This window comes from Pseudonocardia oroxyli (assembly GCF_900102195.1).
GTDB classification, from domain to species: Bacteria; Actinomycetota; Actinomycetes; order Mycobacteriales; family Pseudonocardiaceae; genus Pseudonocardia; species Pseudonocardia oroxyli.
In genome coordinates this window covers 1-19,531 of sequence record NZ_FNBE01000031.1, presented here as the reverse complement: position 1 = coordinate 19,531, position 19,531 = coordinate 1, and the positions used below count along the sequence as shown (strand labels likewise).

The following is a 19,531-nucleotide window of genomic DNA, read 5'->3' as shown; positions in this document are numbered from 1 at the left end:
AACCCCTGGCCCACACACTCGCGCAGCTCCAGGCCCAGATCGACGCGTTCGACCACATCGACAACGCCGAACGCCCCCACCAAGGACTGCCCGGCCGCACCACACCGGCAGCCGCGTGGCAGGCCACACCGAAGGCCGATCCACCCCGCCCCGGAACCGCCCGACCCCACCAGCAGGTCTCCCGGCCGGCACCCGCGTCCGAAAGGTCAGCTCCACCGCCACGATCACCCTCGACAAGGTGTTCTACGAGATCGGCGCCGAGCACGCGTTCAGGCAGGGGTCCTGATCATCAGCGCCGGCATCCAGCCCGGCGCCACGATCATCGTCGCCGACCTCGACGGCGAGATCCTCCTCGAGCGCAACAGGCCCGAACCCGGCATCCGCTGTGTCGGAAACGGTCGTTCCCCCGGACGCCGCCCGAAACACCCCCCCCGAGTGTCACCGATGTCCTGACATGCCAACCGTCACCAAAGTCCTGATGCAGAACTGTCACCCATGTCCTGAGACATGACACCCACCGTCGGTGCGTGTGCGACTGACAGAGGCTGATTACGCCTGGGCGGCGGGTTTGGTGGTCTTCTGGGGGAGCCTCTCATGGGGGTTTGGCCGCCGAGCCCGCCGTGCGGGCGGTGGTAGTTGTCGTAGTCCTCCCACTCGCGCAGCTTGTCCTCGAAGGACGTGCCCTCGTCGATGACGACGCCCTCGAGGAGCCGGTAGAACTCCTCGGCGTCGATGCGGTGTGAGCGCTCCACCTTCCCGTTCAACCTGGGTGTGCCAGGCTTGATGTAGACGTGCTGCAGGCCCTGGTCGAGGGCGTGCCAGTGGAACGCGGACTGGAACTCCGCGCCGTTGTCGGTCTGGATGACATCGACCTTGAACGGCAGCCGGGCCAGGACGTGGTCGAGGAACGCGACCGCGGTCTTCTGGTCCGCGCGCGGGTAGACCTCGAGCACCCGCAGCCGGGAGCAGTCGTCGATCGCGGTGAACTGGTAGAAGCGGCGCCGGCGGCGCGCGGTCAGCCCGGTGGTCTCCACGATGTGCTCCGAGCCCGACGCCGGCGCAGCCACGGCCGCCGCCGGGTCCTTGCCGACCTTCGGGCTGGTCGCGGGGAGGGCTTCGATGAACTTGACGTCGATCTGTACGCGGTGGCCGGGTTGGGCCTTCTCGTAGCGTTTCCAGCGCCGGTCGTGGCGTTGGTAGCGCTGCGAGGCGGGGAGCCGGTAGAGGCCGAGGCGTTTGAGGATGCGCCACACGCCGGACACGCCGGACACGCCGATCGTGACGTCGCCGGTGCGAGCGGTCGCGCAGTCCCTCGGGGCCTTCGGCGTCGAACCGGCGCAGCCAGGTGTAGCAGCACTGGCGACTGATGCCGTAATAGCGGCAGGTCATCGCGACGTTGCCGGTCACTTCCTCGGCATGGCGCAGGACCGCCAGGCGACGACGCACCTGACGGTCCTGGAGGGGATCACTCACAGACGAGTCTCCTAATGATCAAGAGACCCAGGTGTCAACCATCCCCATCAGTTTCACAGTCCCAGCTGCCGCCGACGGGCCTCCTCGTGGTCGAGCGGTCACCCCGTCGGCGCCCGCATGGTGTCGGCGGCCTCGGAGTCCAGGATGCGGGTCGAGGCCAGCGCCCCGAGGAACGCGAACACCGCGGTGGCCAGGTAGGCGAGCCGGAAGCCGCTGTCCGCGGGCGTCGTCATGAGGATCGTCGCGGCGGCGACGCCGATCGCGGTGGCGACCTGGCGGTTGACGTTGAGGATGGTGGACGCCGATCCCATGTGCTCCGGGCCGACCTGGGCGAACATCGACGCCTGGAGGGCGACCATCGCGCCCCCGTTGGTCAGCCCGGCCAGGAACATCAGGGCGCACAGCACCCACAGCGGGGTCGCGCCCCCGAAGACGGCCAGGCACAGACAGATCGCGCCCAGCAGCCCGAGACCCACGACGGACATCAGCCGCGGACCGATGACGTGGTAGCGCCTGCCCACCGTCTGGGACGACAGGACCACGCCCACGGGGACCAGCGCCATCACCAGCCCGGCCTGCAGCGGGGAGGACCCGGCCCGTTCCTGCAGGAAGATCGGCGTGATGAACAGGATCCCGCCGAGGAAGGTGGCCGTCTGGAACGCGGTGGCGATGTTGGTCTGCCGGAACAGCCGCGCGCCGAGTAGCCGCAGGTCCAGCAGCGGTGCGCGGCTGCGCAGCTGCACCGCCACCGCCGCGGCCAGGGCCGCGGGACCGACGACGGCGAGCACCAGGACGGCGGGCGACGCCCAGCCCCACACCGGCCCCTGCGTCAAGGTCAGCAGGACGGCCGCGAGCCCGATCCCGGCGAGCAGGTAGCCGCCCAGCTCGAAGCGACCCGGGCGGCCCGGCGGGTCCCGCGGCAGACCGAGGGCGATCACCGCCATCGTGGCCAGACCGACCGGGAGGTTGACCAGGAACGCCCACCGCCACGACAGATGCTCCACCAGGAACCCGCCCAGCGGCGGGGCGAGGGCGGGCCCCACCGCGATGGGCAGCAGCAGGGTGCGGACGAGCCGAGCGCGCTGCTCGGGCGGGTAGAGGCGATACAGCATCGAGGTGGCGACGGTCATGACCAGCCCGCCCGCCGCGCCCTGGACGGCGCGCAGACCGATGAGCTGCGGCAGGTCCTGGGCGATCCCGCACAGCCCGCTCGCCACGGTGAAGGCCCCCAACGACGCCTGGAACACCCGCCGGTCGCCGAAGCGGGTGGCGAGCCACCCCGACGCCGGCATGGCGACCGCCAGGGCCAGCAGGTAGGCCAGCACGGTCCACTGGACGGCGGAGAGCGGGCTGTCCAGCTCGGTCGTCAGCGTCGGCAGCATGATGTTGACGACGTGGGTGTCCAGCGCCGCCATGAGCAGGCTGGCCACGTAGGCGACGGCGACCGCCGCCCGGGCGGAGACCCGGCGTCGGCGGAGGGCGTCGAGCGTCCTGGTGATCGCCACCCCCGTAGGTTTCGGACCCCGACGGGGAGGGTCAACGTGCCCGGTTCGCTCACCGGAACCGACGAACCGGGCGGCGCCGGGGTGCAGGACGAAACGTGCGGACCCCAGCGGGACACACCGACGACATCTGAACGGGTGAGACTCGACCCGGAGGTGATCACGGGCTGTGACTCCCCCCACCGCACGGCCCGACGCCATGATCTCGATCGCCCAGGCGCGTGATCTGACCGGACCACAGCCCGCGGCCGCACCCGACGAGGGCGCGAGCCCCGGCGCGGAGACCGTGGTCGACAAGATCCGCAAGGTCGTCGAGACGATCGCGGTGCACGGTCCGCTCGGCCTCACGGCCCTCGCCCGCGAGGCCGGGGTGTCGAAGACGACGGTCCACCGGCTGTCGGGCGAGCTGCTCGCCTGGGGTGTGATCGAACGGATCGAGGGCAAGTTCGTCATCGGCAGGCGGATGGCCGAGCTGGGCCAGCTGGTGACCCCCCGCGAGTCGCTCCGCGAGGTCGGTCACCCCTTCGCCGTCGAGCTGTTCGCGCAGTTCCGGCTGCCGGTCACCGTCTCCGTCCGCCAGGGGCTGGACGTCCGGTGCGTCGCCAAGATCTCCGGCACGGTCGACGAGGCGACGGGGTGGATGGGCGTCGGCACCCGCGCGCCGCTGCACTGCACGGCGGCAGGAAAGGCCATCCTCGCGTTCAGCCCTCCTGAGCTGTTCCGCGCCGTCGTGGCGCGTCCCCTGCGAGGGGTCACGCCGTTCAGCACCGTCGCGCCCACCAAGCTCGCGCTGCAGCTGCGTGACGTCCGCCGGACCGGCTACGCGGTGGTGCGGCGGGAGGTCCACGTGGGGGCGAGCTCGATCGGGGTGCCCGTGATCGACCGCCACGGCGCGGTCGTCGGCGCGTTCGCGATGCCCCTGCCCACCCGCCCCGAGCAGGCCGTCGAGCTCCAGCGCACCATCAAGCAGCAGGCGGCCCGGCTGGCCGCGCAGCTACCCTGAGCGACCGCCGCGCGGAAACATCACCGACACGCTGTTTCCAGCACGCAAACCCTCACCTCGGAGGTCCGGCCACCGGACCGCGACCGGCGAACGGTCGGGGCGAACCGACTCAGGATGTCCCCCTGGGACGGGTCTTCCACTCGGGAGACGCGCCCGGCCGCCGAACGAGAGGGGACACGAGATGACCGACAGCACGGCGCCGTTCATCCGGCTCACCGGGATCTCCAAGTCCTTCCCCGGCGTGCGCGCCCTCGACGACGTCTCGCTCGACATCCGTGCGGGCGAGGTGCACTCGCTGACCGGGGAGAACGGCTCGGGGAAGTCGACGCTGGCCAAGATCGTGAACGGGACCCACCAGCCGGACGCGGGCACGGTCGAGATCGACGGCGTGCCCACCGTGATCACGAAGCCGTCCACGGCGCTCGCGCTGGGCATCGTGTCGATCAGCCAGGAGCTGACCCTGGCGCCCACGTTGTCGGTGGCGGAGAACATCTTCATCGGCCGGATGCCGCGGACCCGCTGGGGCACGGTCGACTGGGACCGGTGCGTGCGGGAGGCCCAGGCGATCCTCGACGATCTCCGGGTGCACGTGAACCCGCGCACGGCGGTCCGCGATCTGAGTCTCGAGCTGCAGCAGGAGATCGAGATCGCGCGGGCGATCTCCACCAACGCCCGGCTGCTCATCCTCGACGAGGCCACGAGCTCGCTGTCCGAGGCCGCGACCGACCGGCTCCTGGAGATCGTCGAGGAGCAGCGGGACCGCGGCGTCGGGGTGCTCATGATCTCGCACCGCATGCCCGAGCTGTACCGCTCCTGCTCGGTGGCGTCCGTACTGCGGGACGGCAGGCTGATGGGCACCGTCCCGCTGCCGCAGACCCCGGAGGACGCCCTGGTGCGCCTGATGGTCGGCCGCGACCTCGACGACTACTTCGGCTCCCGGGACGTCACCCCGGAGGCCGTCGCGCTCAAGGTCACCGACCTGCACACACTGGACGGTGCGCTGCTCCCCACCTCGTTCGAGGTGCGCCGCGGGGAGATCCTGGGGGTCGCGGGCCTCGTGGGCTCGGGCAAGGCCGAGCTCGGGATGGCCCTGGGTGGCGCGATCCCCTCCGCGGGCACCATCGAGGTCGGGGGCCGGGAGGCCGCCATCACCAACCCGCGGCAGGCCGTGGACAGCGGTATCGGCTACGTCCCGGACGACCGCAAGGGCCAGGCGATCCTGCCCAACCGCAGCGTGGCCGAGAACTTCGCGCTCGCGTGGCGGGGCACGCTCTCGCGCCTCGGCGTGCTGCGGGTCCGCGAGGAGGCCACGCTCGTGCGGGACGGGATGCGGCGCTACGGCGTGGTCGCCGCGAACGAGAACGTCCGCATCTCCACCCTGTCCGGCGGCAACCAGCAGAAGGTGGTCCTGGGCCGCACCTTCGCCAGGGGCTGCACGGTCTTCGTCCTCAGCGAGCCCACCCGCGGCATCGACGTCGGCTCGAAGAGCCAGGTGTACGCGCTGCTGCAGGAGCAGGTCGCCGCGGGCGCCGCGGTCGTCCTGATCTCCTCGGAACTCCCCGAGATCCTCGGCCTCGCCGACCGCGTCCTCGTCTTCCACCGGGGCGGCGTCCACGCCGAGTTCGACGCCGAGGGTCTCGACGAGGAGACCGTCGCCGCCGTCGCCGTGTCCGGCCGCCCGCAGACCGCCGCCGCCTGACCCCAGCCGCTCTCGAGAAGGATCGTCATGACTCTCCTGGACTCCGATCCCACCCTCTCCGCGGAGACCCCTCCGGCGGACGCCGCCCCCGCTCGGCGCAGGCCGCGCCTGTCGCTCGGCCGCTTCACCGGGGTCGTCGTCGCGCTGCTGGCGGTCTGCGTGTACCTCGCGCTGACCCAGCCGGTGTTCCTGAGCTGGGGCAACATCACCAACATCGTCGCGTCGAACAGCGTGATCCTGCTGCTGGCGTTGGGTGCCACCTTCGTGATCATCGGCGGCGGCTTCGACCTGTCCTCCGCGTCGGCGCTGAGCGCCACCGGCATGGTGCTCGGCCTCGCCCTGCAGGCCGGGATGCCGGCCTGGGTCGCCATCGCCTCGCCGATCCTCGCGGGGCTGGTGATCGGCCTGGTGCAGGGCGTCCTGATCAGCTACGTGAAGATCTCCATGATCGTCGTGACGCTCGGGTTCATGTCGATCCTGGCCAGCTTCGCGCTGATCGTGAACAAGGGCGCGACCATCAGCGTCTACGGCGCCCCCGGCTTCGACCCGGTCTACCAGTTCGTCAACGGCACCGTCGGGCCGGTCCCGGTGCTCATGATCTTCGACGCCGTCGTGCTCCTGGCCGCGGCGTTCGTGCTGCGCTACACCGCCTTCGGCCGCTCGCTGTTCGCCATGGGCTCCAACCCCGAGGCCGCGCGGCTCAACGGCATCAACACCGCGATGATGGTGCTGTTCGTGTTCCTCATCGCCGGTCTCGCCGCCGGGCTCGCCGGGCTGGTGTCCGTGGGCAGGCTCACCGGCGCCGCGGCGGCGTCGGACCCCACCCTGCTGATGACGGCGATCGCCGCCGTCCTGATCGGCGGCACCGCGTTCACCGGCGGCGAGGGCGGCGTGCTCGGCACGATGATCGGCGTCCTGTTCCTCGGCGTGATCCAGAACGGCATGACGCTGAGCGAGATCCCGGCGTTCTGGCAGGGCACCGTGAACGGCGCCATCCTCATCCTCGCCGTCGGGATCGGGGTCCTGCGCGACCGCGGGATCCGGCTGCGTCGCAGAGCCATCACGACCAGGGTCGGCTGACCCGAGCCGACCCCGCGGTCCCCCGACCGCACGACCCGACCACGACACCCCGCTCCCCCACCGACCCGTCCCGACCGACCCCGAGATCTGGAGAGAGAGTCCCGTGAAGCGAACCCTTGCCGCAGCGGCCGCCGCCGGCGCCGCCCTGGTGCTGGCCCTGACGGCCTGTAGCAGCCCGTCGACCGCGCCCGCCGCCCCGTCCGGCGGCTCGTCCGCGGCCTCGGGAGACGGCAGCTTCAAGGCAGGAACGAAGTTCGGCTACGCGGCGCCGGTCGCCGCCCAGCCGGGTCAGCAGCAGTTCGACACAGGTGCCAAGGCGGCGTCGGCGTCGGTCGGCTGGGACTACACCATGTACGACTCGAACATCAACCCCAGCACCCAGATCTCGAACATCACCACGATGATCCAGCGCCAGATGAACGTCATCGGCTCCTGGACGCTCGACCCGGGTGCCACGGTCGGCATCTACAAGCAGGCGCAGAACGCGGGCATCCCGATCATCGGGGTCAACTCCGAGGGCGACGGGATCTCGGCGACCCTCTGGCAGGAGTCCTCGACGTGCGCGCCCGGAGGACCCATGGCGCAGTCCGCCGCGCTGTACGCCAAGGCCCATCCCGGCGGCCAGGTCATCACGGTGGGCCTCGACGGCGTCCCGTCGATCGACGCAGTGGTCAAGTGCTTCACCGACGCGGCCTCCGCGGCCGGGCTCACGGTGGTCAGCCACGTCTCGAACACCACCGACCAGGCGGCGGGCGCGCAGAAGCTCGTGGCCGACCTGCTCACCCGCTACCCGGACGTCAGCGGCGTGTGGGCCTACAACGACGCCTCGGCACTGGGCGCCTCGGCCGCCGTGATCGCGGCGGGCAAGACCGTCTACGACCTGAGCAACGACGGCGTGGTCGTGACCGGCTCCAACGGTGACGCGGACGCCGTGCAGGCGGTCCGGGAAGGCCGCCTGACCGGCACCTGGGACCCCAACAACCCCGAGGCGGGCTGGCTGTTCGTCAAGCTGGCCAACGAGGTCCTCAACAACGCGGCGCCGAAGAACACGGTGCTGAAGTCGACCTTCGTCACCAAGGACACGGTCGGCCAGTACGTGCCCCCGGCCGACCGGAAGATCAGTTTCGACACGCTCGACTACACCACGTCGAACTGAGCCCTCACCACCATCCGGACGCCCCCCGGTGCCGAGGCACCGGGGGGCGTCCGGGTGTCGCAGAGCAGGAGATCCCGTGACCGACGGCACGATCCGGGCCGTCCCCGGCCCGCCGTCCGCCGCACCCCCGCCCCGCAGGCGCCGCCTGTTGGTCGGGATCCTGGGCCTGATGGCCGGGACGGCGCCGCTGTCGATCGACATGTACATCCCCGGCCTGCCCGCGATGACGCGGGAGTTCGGGGTCGGCGACGTCCCCGTCCAGCTCACCCTCACCGCGTTCCTGTCGGGTCTCGGGATCGGTCAGCTGCTGATCGGTCCGCTCAGCGACGCGCGCGGCAGGCGGGCACCGCTCCTGGCCGGCACCGTCGGGTACATCGCGTGCTCGCTGCTGTGCGCGCTGGCGCCGTCGGTCGGCGTGCTGACCGCGGCCCGCTTCTTCCAGGGTCTGCTCGGCGCCGCGGCCGTGGTGCTGTCGCGGGCGGTGCTCGCGGACCGGTTCTCGCAGCAGGAGGTCCCGCGCTACTTCAGCTACCTGGCCATGGTGTCCGGGGTGGCGCCGGTGCTCGCTCCCCTCGTGGGCGGCGCGATCGTCGGGTCGGCCGGGTGGCGGAGCGTCTTCGCGGTGCTCGCGGGCGTCGGCGCGGTGCTCCTCGTCGCCATCCTCGTGTTCGTCCCGGAGTCGCTGCCTCCCGAGCGCCGGACGCCCGGAGGGATCCGGCGCAGCCTGGGGGCGATGGGGCGGCTGGCCGTGCGGCCCTCGTTCGTGCGCTACCTCGCCGCGGGCACCTTCACCGCGTGCGCCCTGTTCGCCTTCATCTCGGGTGCGACCTTCGTGTTCCAGGAGGTCTACGGCCTGTCCCCCACCGGGTACGGCGTCATGTTCGGCACCAGCTGCCTCGGCATGGTCGGCGCCGGGTTGGTCTTCGGTGTGCTCGCCCGCCGGTTCCGGGTCGACACCCTGCTCCGCGTGGGCGTGCTGGTCGCGCTCGGCGGCACCCTCCTGCTCCTCGCGTGCAGGCTGTCCGGGGTGGACGGTCTCGCCGTCGCGTGGGTCTCCTTCGCCGTCTTCATGATCGGCATGGGGACCGTGACCCCGGCGGTCGTCACGTCGCTGCAGCGCGAGGGCGCGGACACCGCCGGTGCGGCCTCGGCCCTGTACGGCGGCGCCCAGTTCGGGATCGCCGCGCTCGCCACCCCGATCGTCGGGCTGCTCGGGTCCGGGGTCGGCGCGCTGGCCGGGGTGTGCACCGCGGCGATGGCGCTCGCGGCGCTGAGCCTGCCCGCCCGCCGGCGCCGGCGCTCCTAGATCCCGTTGCGGCGCAGGAAGAGCTCGACCTGGTCGGCGAACTCGACGGGCCGCTCGACCGGGGGCCAGTGCCCGCAGCGGTTCAGCCCCACCAGGTCGGCCTGCGGCACGTGGCTGCTGATCATCAGGCCCTGCTCGAACGGCACCATGCGGTCGGACCGCCCGTGGATCACCAGCATCGGGACCGTGATCTCCGACAGCAGCGCCATGTTGCTGTGCGCCACGCTGACCGACGCCGCGCCCGCCCGCAGGTGCTCGGGGTGCTGCTGGCGGAAGGCCGTCGTGTCGGCCACCAGCTCGTCGGTCACCCGGGCGGGGTCGTGGAACAGCGTGCGCAGGAACCGCCGCAGGGCGCCCTCGTCGTCGGGCGCCGCCGCGAGGTCGGCGGCGGCCACCCCCGACTCCGACGGGAACGGCGCGAGCAGGTAGGGGTCGCCGCCCGTCGAGGCGTGGCAGGCCCCGACGACCAGGCCGGTGACGCGTTCGGGCGCGGCGAGCGCGAGGACGATCCCGGTGGTCGCCCCCATCGACGTCCCGACGACGGGTGCCGCGGCGATCCCCTCCGCGTCCATCGCCGCCGCCACCGCGCGGGCGGCGGGATCGTGCGCGGGCTCGTGGAAGGTCAGCGGACCGGTCCGCCCGAAGTTGGGCAGGTCCACCGCGATGCACCGGCGGCCCGCGCCCAGCCGCTCCAGGACGCCGGCGTAGGTCAGCCAGGCGGTGGTGCCGGGCTGCGGACCCCACGCCGCGACGAGGACCAGCGGCGGGCCCTCGCCGACGGCGACGTAGTGCACCGGCCCGTCCGGCCCCGTGGTGGACCGGGCGAACTGCGGCGGGGCGTCGAGCAGACCCACGTGGCACCTCCGGGGAGATCGGCGAGCGCGACCATCCCCCGGCGCGGGAGCCGCGGTCAACGACGGTGATCCGCTCCCCGGACCGGGTCCGGCCACCGGACCGGGACGGTGGGGCGCGGCGGCGCCCGTCCGTAGCGTGAACGCATGACGAGCACGATCTTCCGGGCCGCCGTCCGCACGAGTCCGGGGGCGCGGTCGTGACGCCCCGGTCGGTGGTCATCGCCGGGGCGAACCTGGCGGGCGGGACCGTCGCCCGGTCGCTGCGCTCGCGCGGGTTCACGGGCCGCATCACCCTGGTGGGCGCCGAGGAGACCCCGCCGTACGAGCGCCCGGCGCTGTCCAAGCAGGTGCTCAGCGGCGCGCAGGACCCCGCCGAGCTCGTCCTCCCGATCGACTGGGCGGGCATCGACGTGGACCTGCGCCTCGGTGAGCGGGTCGAGGAGATCGTGCCGGCCGAGTCGGCCGTCGCCCTGTCGACCGGCGCGCGCCCCGGGGCCGACGCGGTCGTCCTCTGCACCGGCGGGCGCGGCAGGCGGCTGGGTGTCGAGGGCGAGGACCTCGCCGGCATCCACGAGGTGCGCACCGTCGAGGATGCGCTGGCGCTGCGCGGCGAGCTCGTCGCGGGCGCCCGGGTCGTCGTGGTGGGCGCCGGGTTCATCGGCGCCGAGGTCGCCGCCACCGCGCTCGGCCTGGGCTGCGAGGTCACGGTGCTGGAACACGCCCCGGTCCCCCTCGCCCGCTCCCTCGGCCCGGTCTGGGGGCCGTTCGTGCTCGAGGAGCACGTCCGGCGCGGCGCACGCGTGCGCCTCGGCACCGGCGTGCACCGCTTCCTGGGCCGCGACCGGGTGCGCGAGGTGGAGATCGGCGGCGGCGACCGGATCCCGGCGGACGTCGTGGTGGTGGGCGTCGGCATCGAGCCCGCCACCGAGCTCGCCGCGGCGGCGGGGCTCGCCGTGGCCGGGGGCGTCCACGTGGACGAGCGGGCCGCCACGGGCAACCCGGCCGTCTTCGCGGTGGGCGACGTGACGCTGCAGCCGGGGTGGCGGGGCCAGGGCATGGTCCGGCTCGAGTCGTTCCAGAACGCGCAGGAGCAGGCGGACGTCGCGGCGGCGGCGATCCTGGGCCAGGAGGTCCCGGCCCGGGACGTGCCCTGGTTCTGGTCCGACCAGTTCGAGCACACCATCCAGATCGCCGGGACGCTCGACGCGAGCGCCGACGTCGTCCTCCGCGGCGACCGGGCGGGCTGGGACTTCAGCGCGTTCCACGTGCGGGACGGTGTGGTCCGCGGGGTGTTCGCGATCGACCGGGGGCGGGACGTGCGGGCCGCGATGCGGCTCATCGCGGCCGGCACCGTCGTCGACCCGGCGGCCCTGGCGGACCCGGCCACGGACCTGCGCAGGCTGGCCAGGCCGCGCGCCGCCTGACACCCGCCCGACACGGGAACGCCGGCGGTCGGGGACGACCCCGACCGCCGGCGTTCCCGGTGGTGCTGCTCGGTGCGGCTACTCGTTCATCCCGGCGGTGCCCTCGTACGTCGCCTTCTGCGGGTCGAGGGGGATGTCGGCCCAGGAGTCGGCGTTCATGAACTCCTCCCAGCGCCGGTAGAAGTGCCGGTGGTTGTTCTCGGACACGAACCTGTCCGACAACGCCCCGGGGAACACGTCGTCGGTGTGGGTGTGCCCGATGCCCAGGTTGACCCGCTGCCCCAGCTCCCGGTAGGTCCCCGAGAGGCCGGACTCCGAGACCTGCCGCCAGTTGTCGACGTCGTCCGCCTCGAAGTGCCCGGTGACGCCGTTGCGGGCGGTGTGCACGCGCAGGACCTCCCGCTGCTGCTCCGGGGTGTCGGCGTTGCTGGCCAGCGCGAAGTGCCAGAACTCGGTCTTGAGCGGGCCGCGCGGGATCGCCAGCCGGAAGCCCAGGACCGTGTTGGGGAACAGGCTGTGCGTGCCCAGCACGACGGACTTGGCCCGGAACTCGCCGAGCCGCTCGACGGCCTCGGCGGTGTCGTCCTCGGCGGTGGCCGTCGGGATCGACTTCGACTGGCCGGCCAGGCTGTCCTCGGGCATCTTGAAGTACTGGACCTGGTGGCCGTTCACGAACGCGGCCCGGCCCTTCATCTGGAACAGCCGGTCGTGGGTGAACCGCGGCTCGCCCAGCACCCGGAACATGGCGTTCGCGGCCGAGGCGTGCGACACCGGCACGTGGTACCAGTCGGAGCAGTTGTCGACGGCGGTCTTCCAGTTGATCGGCTGGATCCACTTGTGCGGGCCCACCGCGTAGGTGCCCTTGCCACTGCGGTTGAACTCCATGTCGAGGTACCAGCGGGCGTCGCCCAGGTAGTCCTCGAGGCTGGGGGCGTCCTCGGCCCAGGTGGCGAACACCAGCCCGGCGTAGGTGGCGACCCGCGCCCGCTTGAGGCCGAGCTTCGAGCGGTCGAGCTCGCCGTAGTAGACCTCCTGCTCGCCCGGCACGTACTCCAGCTCGCCGTCGAGGCCGTAGGTCCAGGCGTGGTAGCTGCAGACGAAGCTGTTGCAGTTGCCGTCGTCCGCCCGGACCAGCCGCGCCCCGCGGTGGCGGCACATGTTCAGCAGGACGTTGACCGATCCGTCGCTGCCCCGGGACAGGATGACCGGGTCCTCGCCCATGTAGGTGTGGAAGAAGTCGCCGGGGTTCGGGATCAGACTGTCGTGACCGATCAGCAGCCAGGCCCGGCCGAAGATGTGCGTCATCTCCCGGCGGTAGATCTCCTGGTCGGTGTAGATCGACGGGTCGAGCCACCCCGTCTCGGGATCGAGGATCTCGTACTTCGTTCCTGCCACCGCAGTCACCTCTCGCAAGTTCGGGTAGTCCGGTGTGCTCAGTTCTCGTGAGGGCGGTCGCGGACGAGGATCTCGCCGTCGCTGACCCGCACCGGGTAGGTCGTCATCGGGACCGTCGCCGGCATGGTGAGTGCCTTGCCGGTCCGCAGGTCGAACAGCGCGCCGTGCAGGACGCACTCGACCGCGGTGCCCTCGACGAAGCCCTCCGAGAGGGAGGACTTGCCGTGGGAGCAGACGTCGTCGAGGGCGAAGTAGTCGCCCCCGGCCAGGAACAGCGCCCGAGCCGGGCAGCCGGGACTCGTGACGAGCACGGCCTCGCCCTCGGCCAGGTCACCGACCCGCCCCGCCGTCGTCCACCGCTCGTCGTCCTGGTCGCTCATCGCTTCGTGCTCCTAGAAGAAGATCGCCATGTTCTTGTCGAGGACGACGTTGACGTCCAGCACGATCGTGCGGCGCGAGATCTTCCACGTGCCGTCGACGGGGTGCAGGACGTCCTCGCGGTACCCGGAGTACAGCGCGGTGTCGTACTCGGCGTGCGAGCGGTGGCAGAGGAACGCGGTCTTGGCGTGGACCGTGCCGTCCTCCTCGACGCGCTGGACCACGAGGTTGCCGACCAGGTGGCGGGTCCGGGACGGCGGCTCCTCGGCCCAGGCCATGCCGCTGTCCATGCGCTGGATGCGGACCAGCATCATCTTGCGGTCCTCGTCGAAGAACGGCAGGTCGGTGCCGTAGGGCGGGATCTCGCGGTCCGCCTCGCGGCTCGGCACGTTCTTGCGGCGCGGCATGAAGTAGAGGAGGTCCTCGGTGAACATGTCCAGCCACTCGTGGAGCTTGCGCTCGTCGAGCAGCCACGCCTCGGCGATGTAGAACGCGTTCAGCTCCGTCCACAGCTCCTGGGCCGACTTCGCGCTCGCAGTCGGGGCGAACACCTCGGACTGGGTGTCACGGTCGATCACTGTCACAACAACCACGCGGACCTTTCGCCGGGGAACGCGGTGCGCATCTCGGAGAGCCCGACGATAAGGACGTGCGACGCGGTGGGACGAGGTGCGCGGACCGCTCATCGGAACAGCCCCGACAGCCACACGTGGCGGTGACCTGCGTGTCATACCGCCGACATCTCGGCCCTCGCTCAGCCCGTGGGCGCGCCCGAGGTGCGGACGAGCACGCTGCAGGTCCCGGGGCCGGTAGCCCAGGGTCCAGGTGTCGAGGGTGAGGACGATGCCGCGCCGCGCCTCCAGGCAGGCGAAGGTCACCGGGAACGGCGGCGGGTCACCTCCGAGGCCCGCGAAGTAGCTCCCCAGGTTGAAGTCGGCGAAGTCGGCCGTGTCGGCGTCTCGCTCTCGCGGTCGGTGTGGCCGGGCGGTCAGGCGATGTAGCTGATGCCGAACGCGTCGATCTTGCGGTAGAGCGAGGAGCGGGCGATGCCCAGCATCGCCGCGGCCTTGTAGCGGTTCCCGTTGGACTCGTAGAGCGCCTGGATGATCGCGTCGCACTGCGCCGACTCCAACATGGACATCCGGCGCGCCCCGCCCTGGAAACACAGCGGTGGCAGGTCCATCGGCTGCACCTCGCCCATGGTCTTGCGCGCGACCACGTACCGCATCACGTCCTCGAGCTCGCTGATGTTCCCCGGCCACGCATAGCCCTCCAGCACCCGGATGACCTGCAGGCTCAGCCGCAGCGAACAGCGACCGGCGACCCGGCGCAGCACCGTCAGCGCCAGCTCCGAGATCTCGTCGGCGCGGTAGCGCAGCGCGGGGATCCGGGTCACCTCGTGGAAGTGGCGCAGCAGCAGCCCGTAGGGACTGGTCGCATCCACCGCGGGGCTGTCGACGCAGCCGACCACCAGCGGTGGCGCGTCCAGCGCGACCAGCGGCCGCAGCGCCTCGTCGAGCTGCCGGGCGCCGACCGGGGAGAGCGTCGTCATCCCGGACAGCACCAGCAGCTGCGGGCGGCCGTCCCCGGTGGGGGCGAGGCCGCGCACGGGGTCGGCGCCGTAGCGGCCGGTGAACGACGAACAGTCCACCGACACGACCCGACCGGTCGGGTACGCGGCCCGGAACTGTGCCGTGACCAGCGTCCGCTTCCCCACCCCGGGCTCCCCGATGAGGAGGTGGTTGCGGCCGTGGTGGATGCTCGCCACCACCTCCTGGCGGGCCCGCAGGTACGGGGACAGCAGCTCGCGGTTGGCCCGGACCTTCGCGTCGGCGTGGGTGCGGGCCGGACCGGCGGCCTTGGTGTAGTCGCGGCGGGCCAGCGGGGCGACGTGCGAACCCTGCCGCCGCACGGCCTCCGGCGTCTCGGCGACCTCCCCGTGCCGGGTCGGGCCGCCGCCCAGAACGCAGCCGACGACCTCCCCGTCCAGGTGGATCGGCTGCAGCGTGACCTCGGCGCACTCCCCGGACGGCAGCTCGACGTGTCGCTGCCCGAACTGGCCGAGCACCAGGGCCGACAGGACGAGGTCGCTCACCACCCGCTGGTCGGCCGGGGAGTTCCGGCGGAAGGAGGGGCTGGACACCAGCAGGTCGCCGTCCGTCGCCAGCACCCACTGGTCCGCGGCACGCACCCGCTCCAGCGCCTCCAGCACGGCGCGGGTGCGGCGGTGCGGCTGCGCCGCCATCCGCTCGGCGATCCGGTCCGCGAGCACCCTGGCCAGCGGGAGCTGCAGCGCGGAGCGCTCCGACGCCGGACCGACCAGCCACACCGCGCCGCAGACCTCCCCCCGGTGCGGGTCGGTGACCACGGCGGCGGCACCGGCGAGGCCCGCGAGGCGCCAGTGGTAGTGCTCGGCACCGCCGACGGCGACGTCCGCCCGCTCGTGCAGCGCGACCGTGGCCGCGGTGGTGCCCACCTGCCGCTCGGCGTAGCCGTAACCGGGCACCACGAGCAGGCCGTCGAGCACGGCGGCGAGCCCGGGGCCGTCGTCGCGGCGGCAGCGGACGATGCTGCCGGCGTCCAGCAGGACCAGCGAACACCCGCTCCCCGGGTTCGCCGTCACGAACTCGTCGAACACCTCGTCCGCCGCCGAGACGACCGGCGGGACCTCCTGGGTGTGGCCGAGGAAGCGGGCCCCGATCCGCGCGGCGTCGACGCCGGCCTCGCGCGACCGGATCCAGGACGCCAGCACCTCCGGGCGCAGGGCCCCACGGGCGAGGACCTCCCTAGCCCCGACGTCCCGGCCTGCGGTGTCGAACGCCCACCGAGCCGCTTCGATCTCGACCGCCGACGATCCCATCCGGGCAGCTTATGGACCCCGGGCCGGTCCTGGGTAGGACCGACCCCCGGCCGACCGCGCGGTGCAGCGGGGTGTCCCGGCACCGGGACACTTCGGGCCGCGGGACGCGAGGGTGGCGCCAGGATGGTCCGATTCTGAGACAGTCGGCGCCTCGCCGAACCACCAGGGTTGACGGTGCAGGACCCAGTAAGTCACGGAACGCGAGCGTTCCTCAGCGCGGAGGCACACGATGAAGGCACTTGTCTACCACGGTCCGGGCGAGAAGGCGTGGGAGGAAGTCCCGGACGCCACGATCCAGGACCCGACCGACGTGGTCGTCCGCGTCGACACCACGACGATCTGCGGCACCGACCTGCACATCCTGCAGGGCGACGTGCCCGCGGTGACCGACGGCCGGATCCTCGGCCACGAGGCCGTCGGCACGGTGACCGCCGTGGGCGACGCCGTGAAGGGCTTCGCGGTGGGCGACCGCGTCCTGGTGCCGGCGATCACCAAGTGCGGCCGCTGCGAGTACTGCCAGCGCGGCATCCCGTCGCACTGTCAGACCGTCGGGGGCATCGGCTGGATCTTCGGGCACCTCATCGACGGCACGCAGGCCGAGCTCGTCCGGGTGCCCTACGCCGACACCTCGCTGTACGCGGTGCCGGAGTCGGTCAGCAACGAGCAGGCGATCTTCCTCGCCGACTCGCTGCCCACCGGGTACGAGGTCGGCGTCCTCGCGGGCCGGGTCCGCCCGGGCGACACGGTCGCCGTCGTCGGCGCGGGTGCGGTCGGCCTGTCCGCGATCCTCACCACGGGCCTGTGGGGCGCCTCCAAGGTCATCGCCGTCGACTCGAACAAGTTCCGGCTGGAGAAGGCGCTGGAGTTCGGGGCCACCGACGCCGTCGAGGTGGGCCCGGGGACCGTCGCCGACGTCATCGCGCTGACCGACGGTCTCGGCGTCGACGTCTCCATCGAGGCCGTCGGCTACCCGGAGACCCTGCTCACGGCCGCCTCCCTGGTCCGCCCGGGCGGCACGATCGCCAACGTCGGGGTGCACGGCACCGCCGTCGAGCTGCCGATGCAGGACATGTGGATCCAGAACGTCACCCTGACGATGGGGCTCGTGGACACCGTGTCCATCCCGACGCTGCTCAAGATGGTAGGCAGCGGGCGCATCCCCGCCGAGAAGATGGGCACCCACTCGTTCACCTTCGACCAGATCGACGAGGCCTACGACGTGTTCAAGAACGCGGCGGCCAACTCCGCGCTCAAGGTCGTCATCTCGCCCTCCTGACACCCGACCCCGCGGGGCGGTCCGGCACGGCCGGACCGCCCCGCGGCGGCCTTCTCGGCCTCGGGTGACGGTCCTCCGGGTGGGTTCCCGGTACACGGGGGGTGATCTCCGGCACCGCCCCCCGGCCACCCGGTCGGCCCACGCGGATCACTCGATGGGCCTGCTTCCCGGGGTCACGTGCATGTCCGACGGCGTTGTGGTCGATCCCTTCGACGGGCCGCCCCGATCCCGGGGACCGAGGCCCGAGAACACGGAGGGAGCTTCATCGTGATCACCGAGAAGATGACCGCCGAGCTGATCGGTCGTCAGGCGTACGACACCCGCGGTGAGAAGATCGGCAAGATCGGGCAGGTCTACGTCGACGACCGCAACGGCACCCCGACCTGGGCGACGGTGCACACCGGCCTGTTCGGGACGAAGGAGAGCTTCGTGCCCCTGCAGGGCGCGGACGTGAAGGGCGGCGACGTGGCGCTGCCGGTGGCGAAGGAGCAGGTCAAGGACGCCCCGCACGTCGGTGAGACGAACGAGCACCTCGACGCACGCGAGGAGCAGGCCCTGCTGCGGCACTACAACGTGGGTGCGAACGAGGACACCCGCGCCGCCTCCCACGGCGCGGCCGATCGTGGCGACCGGCGCACGGACGACCGCGAGGCGGCCGTGACCCGGTCCGAGGAGCGGTTGCGGGTCGGGACCGAGACCGAGGAGACCGGTCGGGTCCGCCTGCGCAAGTACGTGGTCACCGAGGAGCAGAAGGTGACCGTGCCGGTCTCCCACGAGGAGGTCCGCCTCGAACGCGAGCCGATCCGCGACGGCGAGCGCGCGACGGATGCGGCGATCGGCGAGCAGGAGCAGGAGGTCACCCTGCACGCCGAGCGCCCGGTGGTGGACAAGACGACCGAGGCGGTGGAGCGCGTGCGCCTGGGCACCGACACGGTCACCGAGGACGAGACGGTCTCCGACACCGTCCGCAAGGAGCGCGTCGAGGTCGACGACCCGCAGAACCAGGTTCGCAAGCACTGACGCACCGCGGTCACCAGGGCGCGGACCGGGACTCCCGGTCCGCGCCCTGACCGCGTCTCGGGTGGCGGCCCGGGGGGACTGTCACGGCCGGGCCCCAGGTGGTCGCGGGCACCCGCCCGCGGGCGTAGGCCTCCCGAAGGTCGAGACCTTCGTCGACCACGGCGCACCACTCAGGCAGGAGCCGCGAGGCCGCAGCCCCGTCGCCCGGACCCGTGGCTCACACCCGCTCCTGGTCGGCGAAGGCGGGCAGCACCTGCTCGGCCATCAGCTCCATCTGCGCGACGACGGCCTCGATGGGCTGGCCCCAGGCGATCAGGCAGGCGAGATGGTCGACGCCCATGGCCTCCATCTCCTTGAAGCGTCCGATCATCTTCTCCGGTGTGGCGAGAACGGGGTCGGAGTACTGCTCCCACAGGGCCTCGCTGGAGGGCGTCTCCTCCGCCGGGATGACGCGGCCCGACTTCACGAAATCGACCTTCTCGCCCGTGCCGCGCGCCTTGAGGCGCTCCTCGCGGGTGCCCTTGGCCCCGGTCTGGGTGAGGGCGAGGTAGTGGTTGTACTCGTTCACCATGTCGTCGAAGTACTCCAGCGCGTCGGCCTCGGTGCGGCCCAGCCAGGTGTGCCGGTAGACCATGACCTCACCGCGCGGCGCACCGCTCTCGGCGGCGGCGGTGTTGTAGGCCTCGAGGAGCGCCTCGAGGTCCCCGTGCGGCTCGAAGTTGCCCCAGTTCGGCGCCGTGAGCAGGTTCATCCCGTCCGCTGCGACCTTCCGCACGCCGTCGACGCTCTGCGAGCCGACCCACAGGTCGGGGCCGGGCTGCGAGGCCGGTTTCGGCACGATCGTGGTGCGCGGGAACGAGAAGTAGCGTCCGTCGTAGGTCACGTCGTCCTCGACCCACACCCGACGGATGATCTCCAGGGCCTCCTCGTAGACCTCCCGCGCCGCGGCCGGGTCCACCCCGATCCGGTCCAGCTGGTACCGGCCGCCACCGCGGGCCACCCCGATGCCCACCCGGCCCGGCGCCAGATGGTCCAGCATCGCCATCTCCGACGCGATCAGCAGCGGGTTGTAGCTCGGCAGCACCACCACGCCGGGCAGGATCCG

16 protein-coding genes and 1 pseudogene are annotated in these 19,531 nt (G+C 72.1%); 8 read left to right on the top strand and 9 right to left on the bottom strand.

The window, feature by feature from the left end:
• Positions 1 to 464 precede the first annotated feature (464 nt).
• The 3 genes and pseudogenes from BLS43_RS28470 to BLS43_RS28465 form a co-directional block, all read right to left on the bottom strand.
• The gene (locus tag BLS43_RS28470) at positions 465 to 1,271 is read right to left on the bottom strand and encodes a DDE-type integrase/transposase/recombinase (protein ID WP_218130052.1); all 807 of its coding nucleotides are present in this window, start codon (positions 1,269 to 1,271) and stop codon (positions 465 to 467) included.
• Between the two features lie 13 nt (positions 1,272 to 1,284).
• Positions 1,285 to 1,446 (bottom strand): annotated as a pseudogene (locus tag BLS43_RS32250) (helix-turn-helix domain-containing protein); the annotation flags it as partial.
• Positions 1,447 to 1,571: 125 nt separating this feature from the next.
• Positions 1,572 to 2,978: a DHA2 family efflux MFS transporter permease subunit gene (locus BLS43_RS28465; RefSeq protein WP_176921621.1), complete on the bottom strand. Its 1,407-nt coding sequence runs from the start codon at positions 2,976 to 2,978 to the stop codon at positions 1,572 to 1,574.
• 166 nt (positions 2,979 to 3,144) lie between these two features.
• On the opposite strand from BLS43_RS28465, the gene BLS43_RS28460 reads away from it, so the two are divergent.
• The 5 genes from BLS43_RS28460 (at position 3,145) to BLS43_RS28440 (ending at position 9,219) form a co-directional block, all read left to right on the top strand.
• The gene (locus tag BLS43_RS28460) at positions 3,145 to 3,978 is read left to right on the top strand and encodes an IclR family transcriptional regulator (RefSeq protein WP_176921620.1); all 834 of its coding nucleotides are present in this window, start codon (positions 3,145 to 3,147) and stop codon (positions 3,976 to 3,978) included.
• A 181-nt stretch (positions 3,979 to 4,159) separates the two neighbouring features.
• Positions 4,160 to 5,677 (top strand): sugar ABC transporter ATP-binding protein, encoded by a 1,518-nt coding sequence (locus tag BLS43_RS28455; RefSeq protein ID WP_093089800.1) that lies wholly within the window; start codon positions 4,160 to 4,162, stop codon positions 5,675 to 5,677.
• Positions 5,678 to 5,704: 27 nt separating this feature from the next.
• Positions 5,705 to 6,757, top strand: coding sequence for an ABC transporter permease (locus BLS43_RS28450; RefSeq protein WP_093089799.1), 1,053 nt, complete (start codon positions 5,705 to 5,707; stop codon positions 6,755 to 6,757).
• A 103-nt stretch (positions 6,758 to 6,860) separates the two neighbouring features.
• The gene (locus tag BLS43_RS28445) at positions 6,861 to 7,913 is read left to right on the top strand and encodes a sugar ABC transporter substrate-binding protein (protein ID WP_143030278.1); all 1,053 of its coding nucleotides are present in this window, start codon (positions 6,861 to 6,863) and stop codon (positions 7,911 to 7,913) included.
• 76 nt (positions 7,914 to 7,989) lie between these two features.
• A complete protein-coding gene (locus BLS43_RS28440) occupies positions 7,990 to 9,219 on the top strand; it encodes a multidrug effflux MFS transporter (protein ID WP_093089797.1) in 1,230 nt (409 codons plus the stop codon).
• Here the strand turns inward: BLS43_RS28440 and BLS43_RS28435 are convergent.
• Positions 9,216 to 10,073 carry an alpha/beta fold hydrolase gene (locus BLS43_RS28435; RefSeq protein WP_218130051.1) on the bottom strand — a complete coding sequence of 286 codons (858 nt, stop codon included), beginning with the start codon at positions 10,071 to 10,073 and terminating at the stop codon, positions 9,216 to 9,218. The two genes, BLS43_RS28440 and BLS43_RS28435, sit on opposite strands and share 4 nt — an antisense overlap.
• A gap of 197 nt (positions 10,074 to 10,270) precedes the next feature.
• On the opposite strand from BLS43_RS28435, the gene BLS43_RS28430 reads away from it, so the two are divergent.
• On the top strand, positions 10,271 to 11,497 hold the full coding sequence (locus BLS43_RS28430; protein ID WP_093089796.1) for an NAD(P)/FAD-dependent oxidoreductase: 1,227 nt from the start codon (positions 10,271 to 10,273) through the stop codon (positions 11,495 to 11,497).
• Positions 11,498 to 11,575: 78 nt separating this feature from the next.
• On the opposite strand, the gene BLS43_RS28425 is transcribed toward BLS43_RS28430, so the two are convergent.
• From BLS43_RS28425 to BLS43_RS28410, 4 genes are all read right to left on the bottom strand, one after another.
• Positions 11,576 to 12,892 carry an aromatic ring-hydroxylating oxygenase subunit alpha gene (locus BLS43_RS28425; protein ID WP_093089795.1) on the bottom strand — a complete coding sequence of 439 codons (1,317 nt, stop codon included), beginning with the start codon at positions 12,890 to 12,892 and terminating at the stop codon, positions 11,576 to 11,578.
• A gap of 38 nt (positions 12,893 to 12,930) precedes the next feature.
• Positions 12,931 to 13,272 carry a bifunctional 3-phenylpropionate/cinnamic acid dioxygenase ferredoxin subunit gene (locus tag BLS43_RS28420; RefSeq protein WP_093089794.1) on the bottom strand — a complete coding sequence of 114 codons (342 nt, stop codon included), beginning with the start codon at positions 13,270 to 13,272 and terminating at the stop codon, positions 12,931 to 12,933.
• Positions 13,273 to 13,284: 12 nt separating this feature from the next.
• A complete protein-coding gene (locus BLS43_RS28415) occupies positions 13,285 to 13,854 on the bottom strand; it encodes an aromatic-ring-hydroxylating dioxygenase subunit beta (protein WP_176921619.1) in 570 nt (189 codons plus the stop codon).
• Positions 13,855 to 14,258: 404 nt separating this feature from the next.
• Positions 14,259 to 16,130 carry an AAA-type ATPase lid domain-containing protein gene (locus BLS43_RS28410; RefSeq protein ID WP_093089792.1) on the bottom strand — a complete coding sequence of 624 codons (1,872 nt, stop codon included), beginning with the start codon at positions 16,128 to 16,130 and terminating at the stop codon, positions 14,259 to 14,261.
• 229 nt (positions 16,131 to 16,359) lie between these two features.
• Between BLS43_RS28410 and BLS43_RS28405 the strand changes: the two genes are divergently transcribed.
• Positions 16,360 to 17,406, top strand: coding sequence for an alcohol dehydrogenase catalytic domain-containing protein (locus BLS43_RS28405; protein ID WP_093089791.1), 1,047 nt, complete (start codon positions 16,360 to 16,362; stop codon positions 17,404 to 17,406).
• 267 nt (positions 17,407 to 17,673) lie between these two features.
• Positions 17,674 to 18,426 (top strand): DUF2382 domain-containing protein, encoded by a 753-nt coding sequence (locus BLS43_RS28400; protein WP_342741213.1) that lies wholly within the window; start codon positions 17,674 to 17,676, stop codon positions 18,424 to 18,426.
• A gap of 217 nt (positions 18,427 to 18,643) precedes the next feature.
• Here BLS43_RS28400 and BLS43_RS28395 read toward each other — a convergent pair.
• The coding region (locus tag BLS43_RS28395; protein ID WP_093089790.1) for an LLM class flavin-dependent oxidoreductase at positions 18,644 to 19,531 on the bottom strand (888 nt) is incomplete at its 5' end.

Coding starts and splice junctions, on each gene's coding strand:
- BLS43_RS28455 (WP_093089800.1), top strand. CDS start 4,160: ATGACCGACAGCACGGCGCCGTTCATCCGGCTCACCGGGATCTCCAAG.
- BLS43_RS28450 (WP_093089799.1), top strand. CDS start 5,705: ATGACTCTCCTGGACTCCGATCCCACCCTCTCCGCGGAGACCCCTCCG.
- BLS43_RS28405 (WP_093089791.1), top strand. CDS start 16,360: ATGAAGGCACTTGTCTACCACGGTCCGGGCGAGAAGGCGTGGGAGGAA.
- BLS43_RS28420 (WP_093089794.1), bottom strand. CDS start 13,272: ATGAGCGACCAGGACGACGAGCGGTGGACGACGGCGGGGCGGGTCGGT.
- BLS43_RS28410 (WP_093089792.1), bottom strand. CDS start 16,130: ATGGGATCGTCGGCGGTCGAGATCGAAGCGGCTCGGTGGGCGTTCGAC.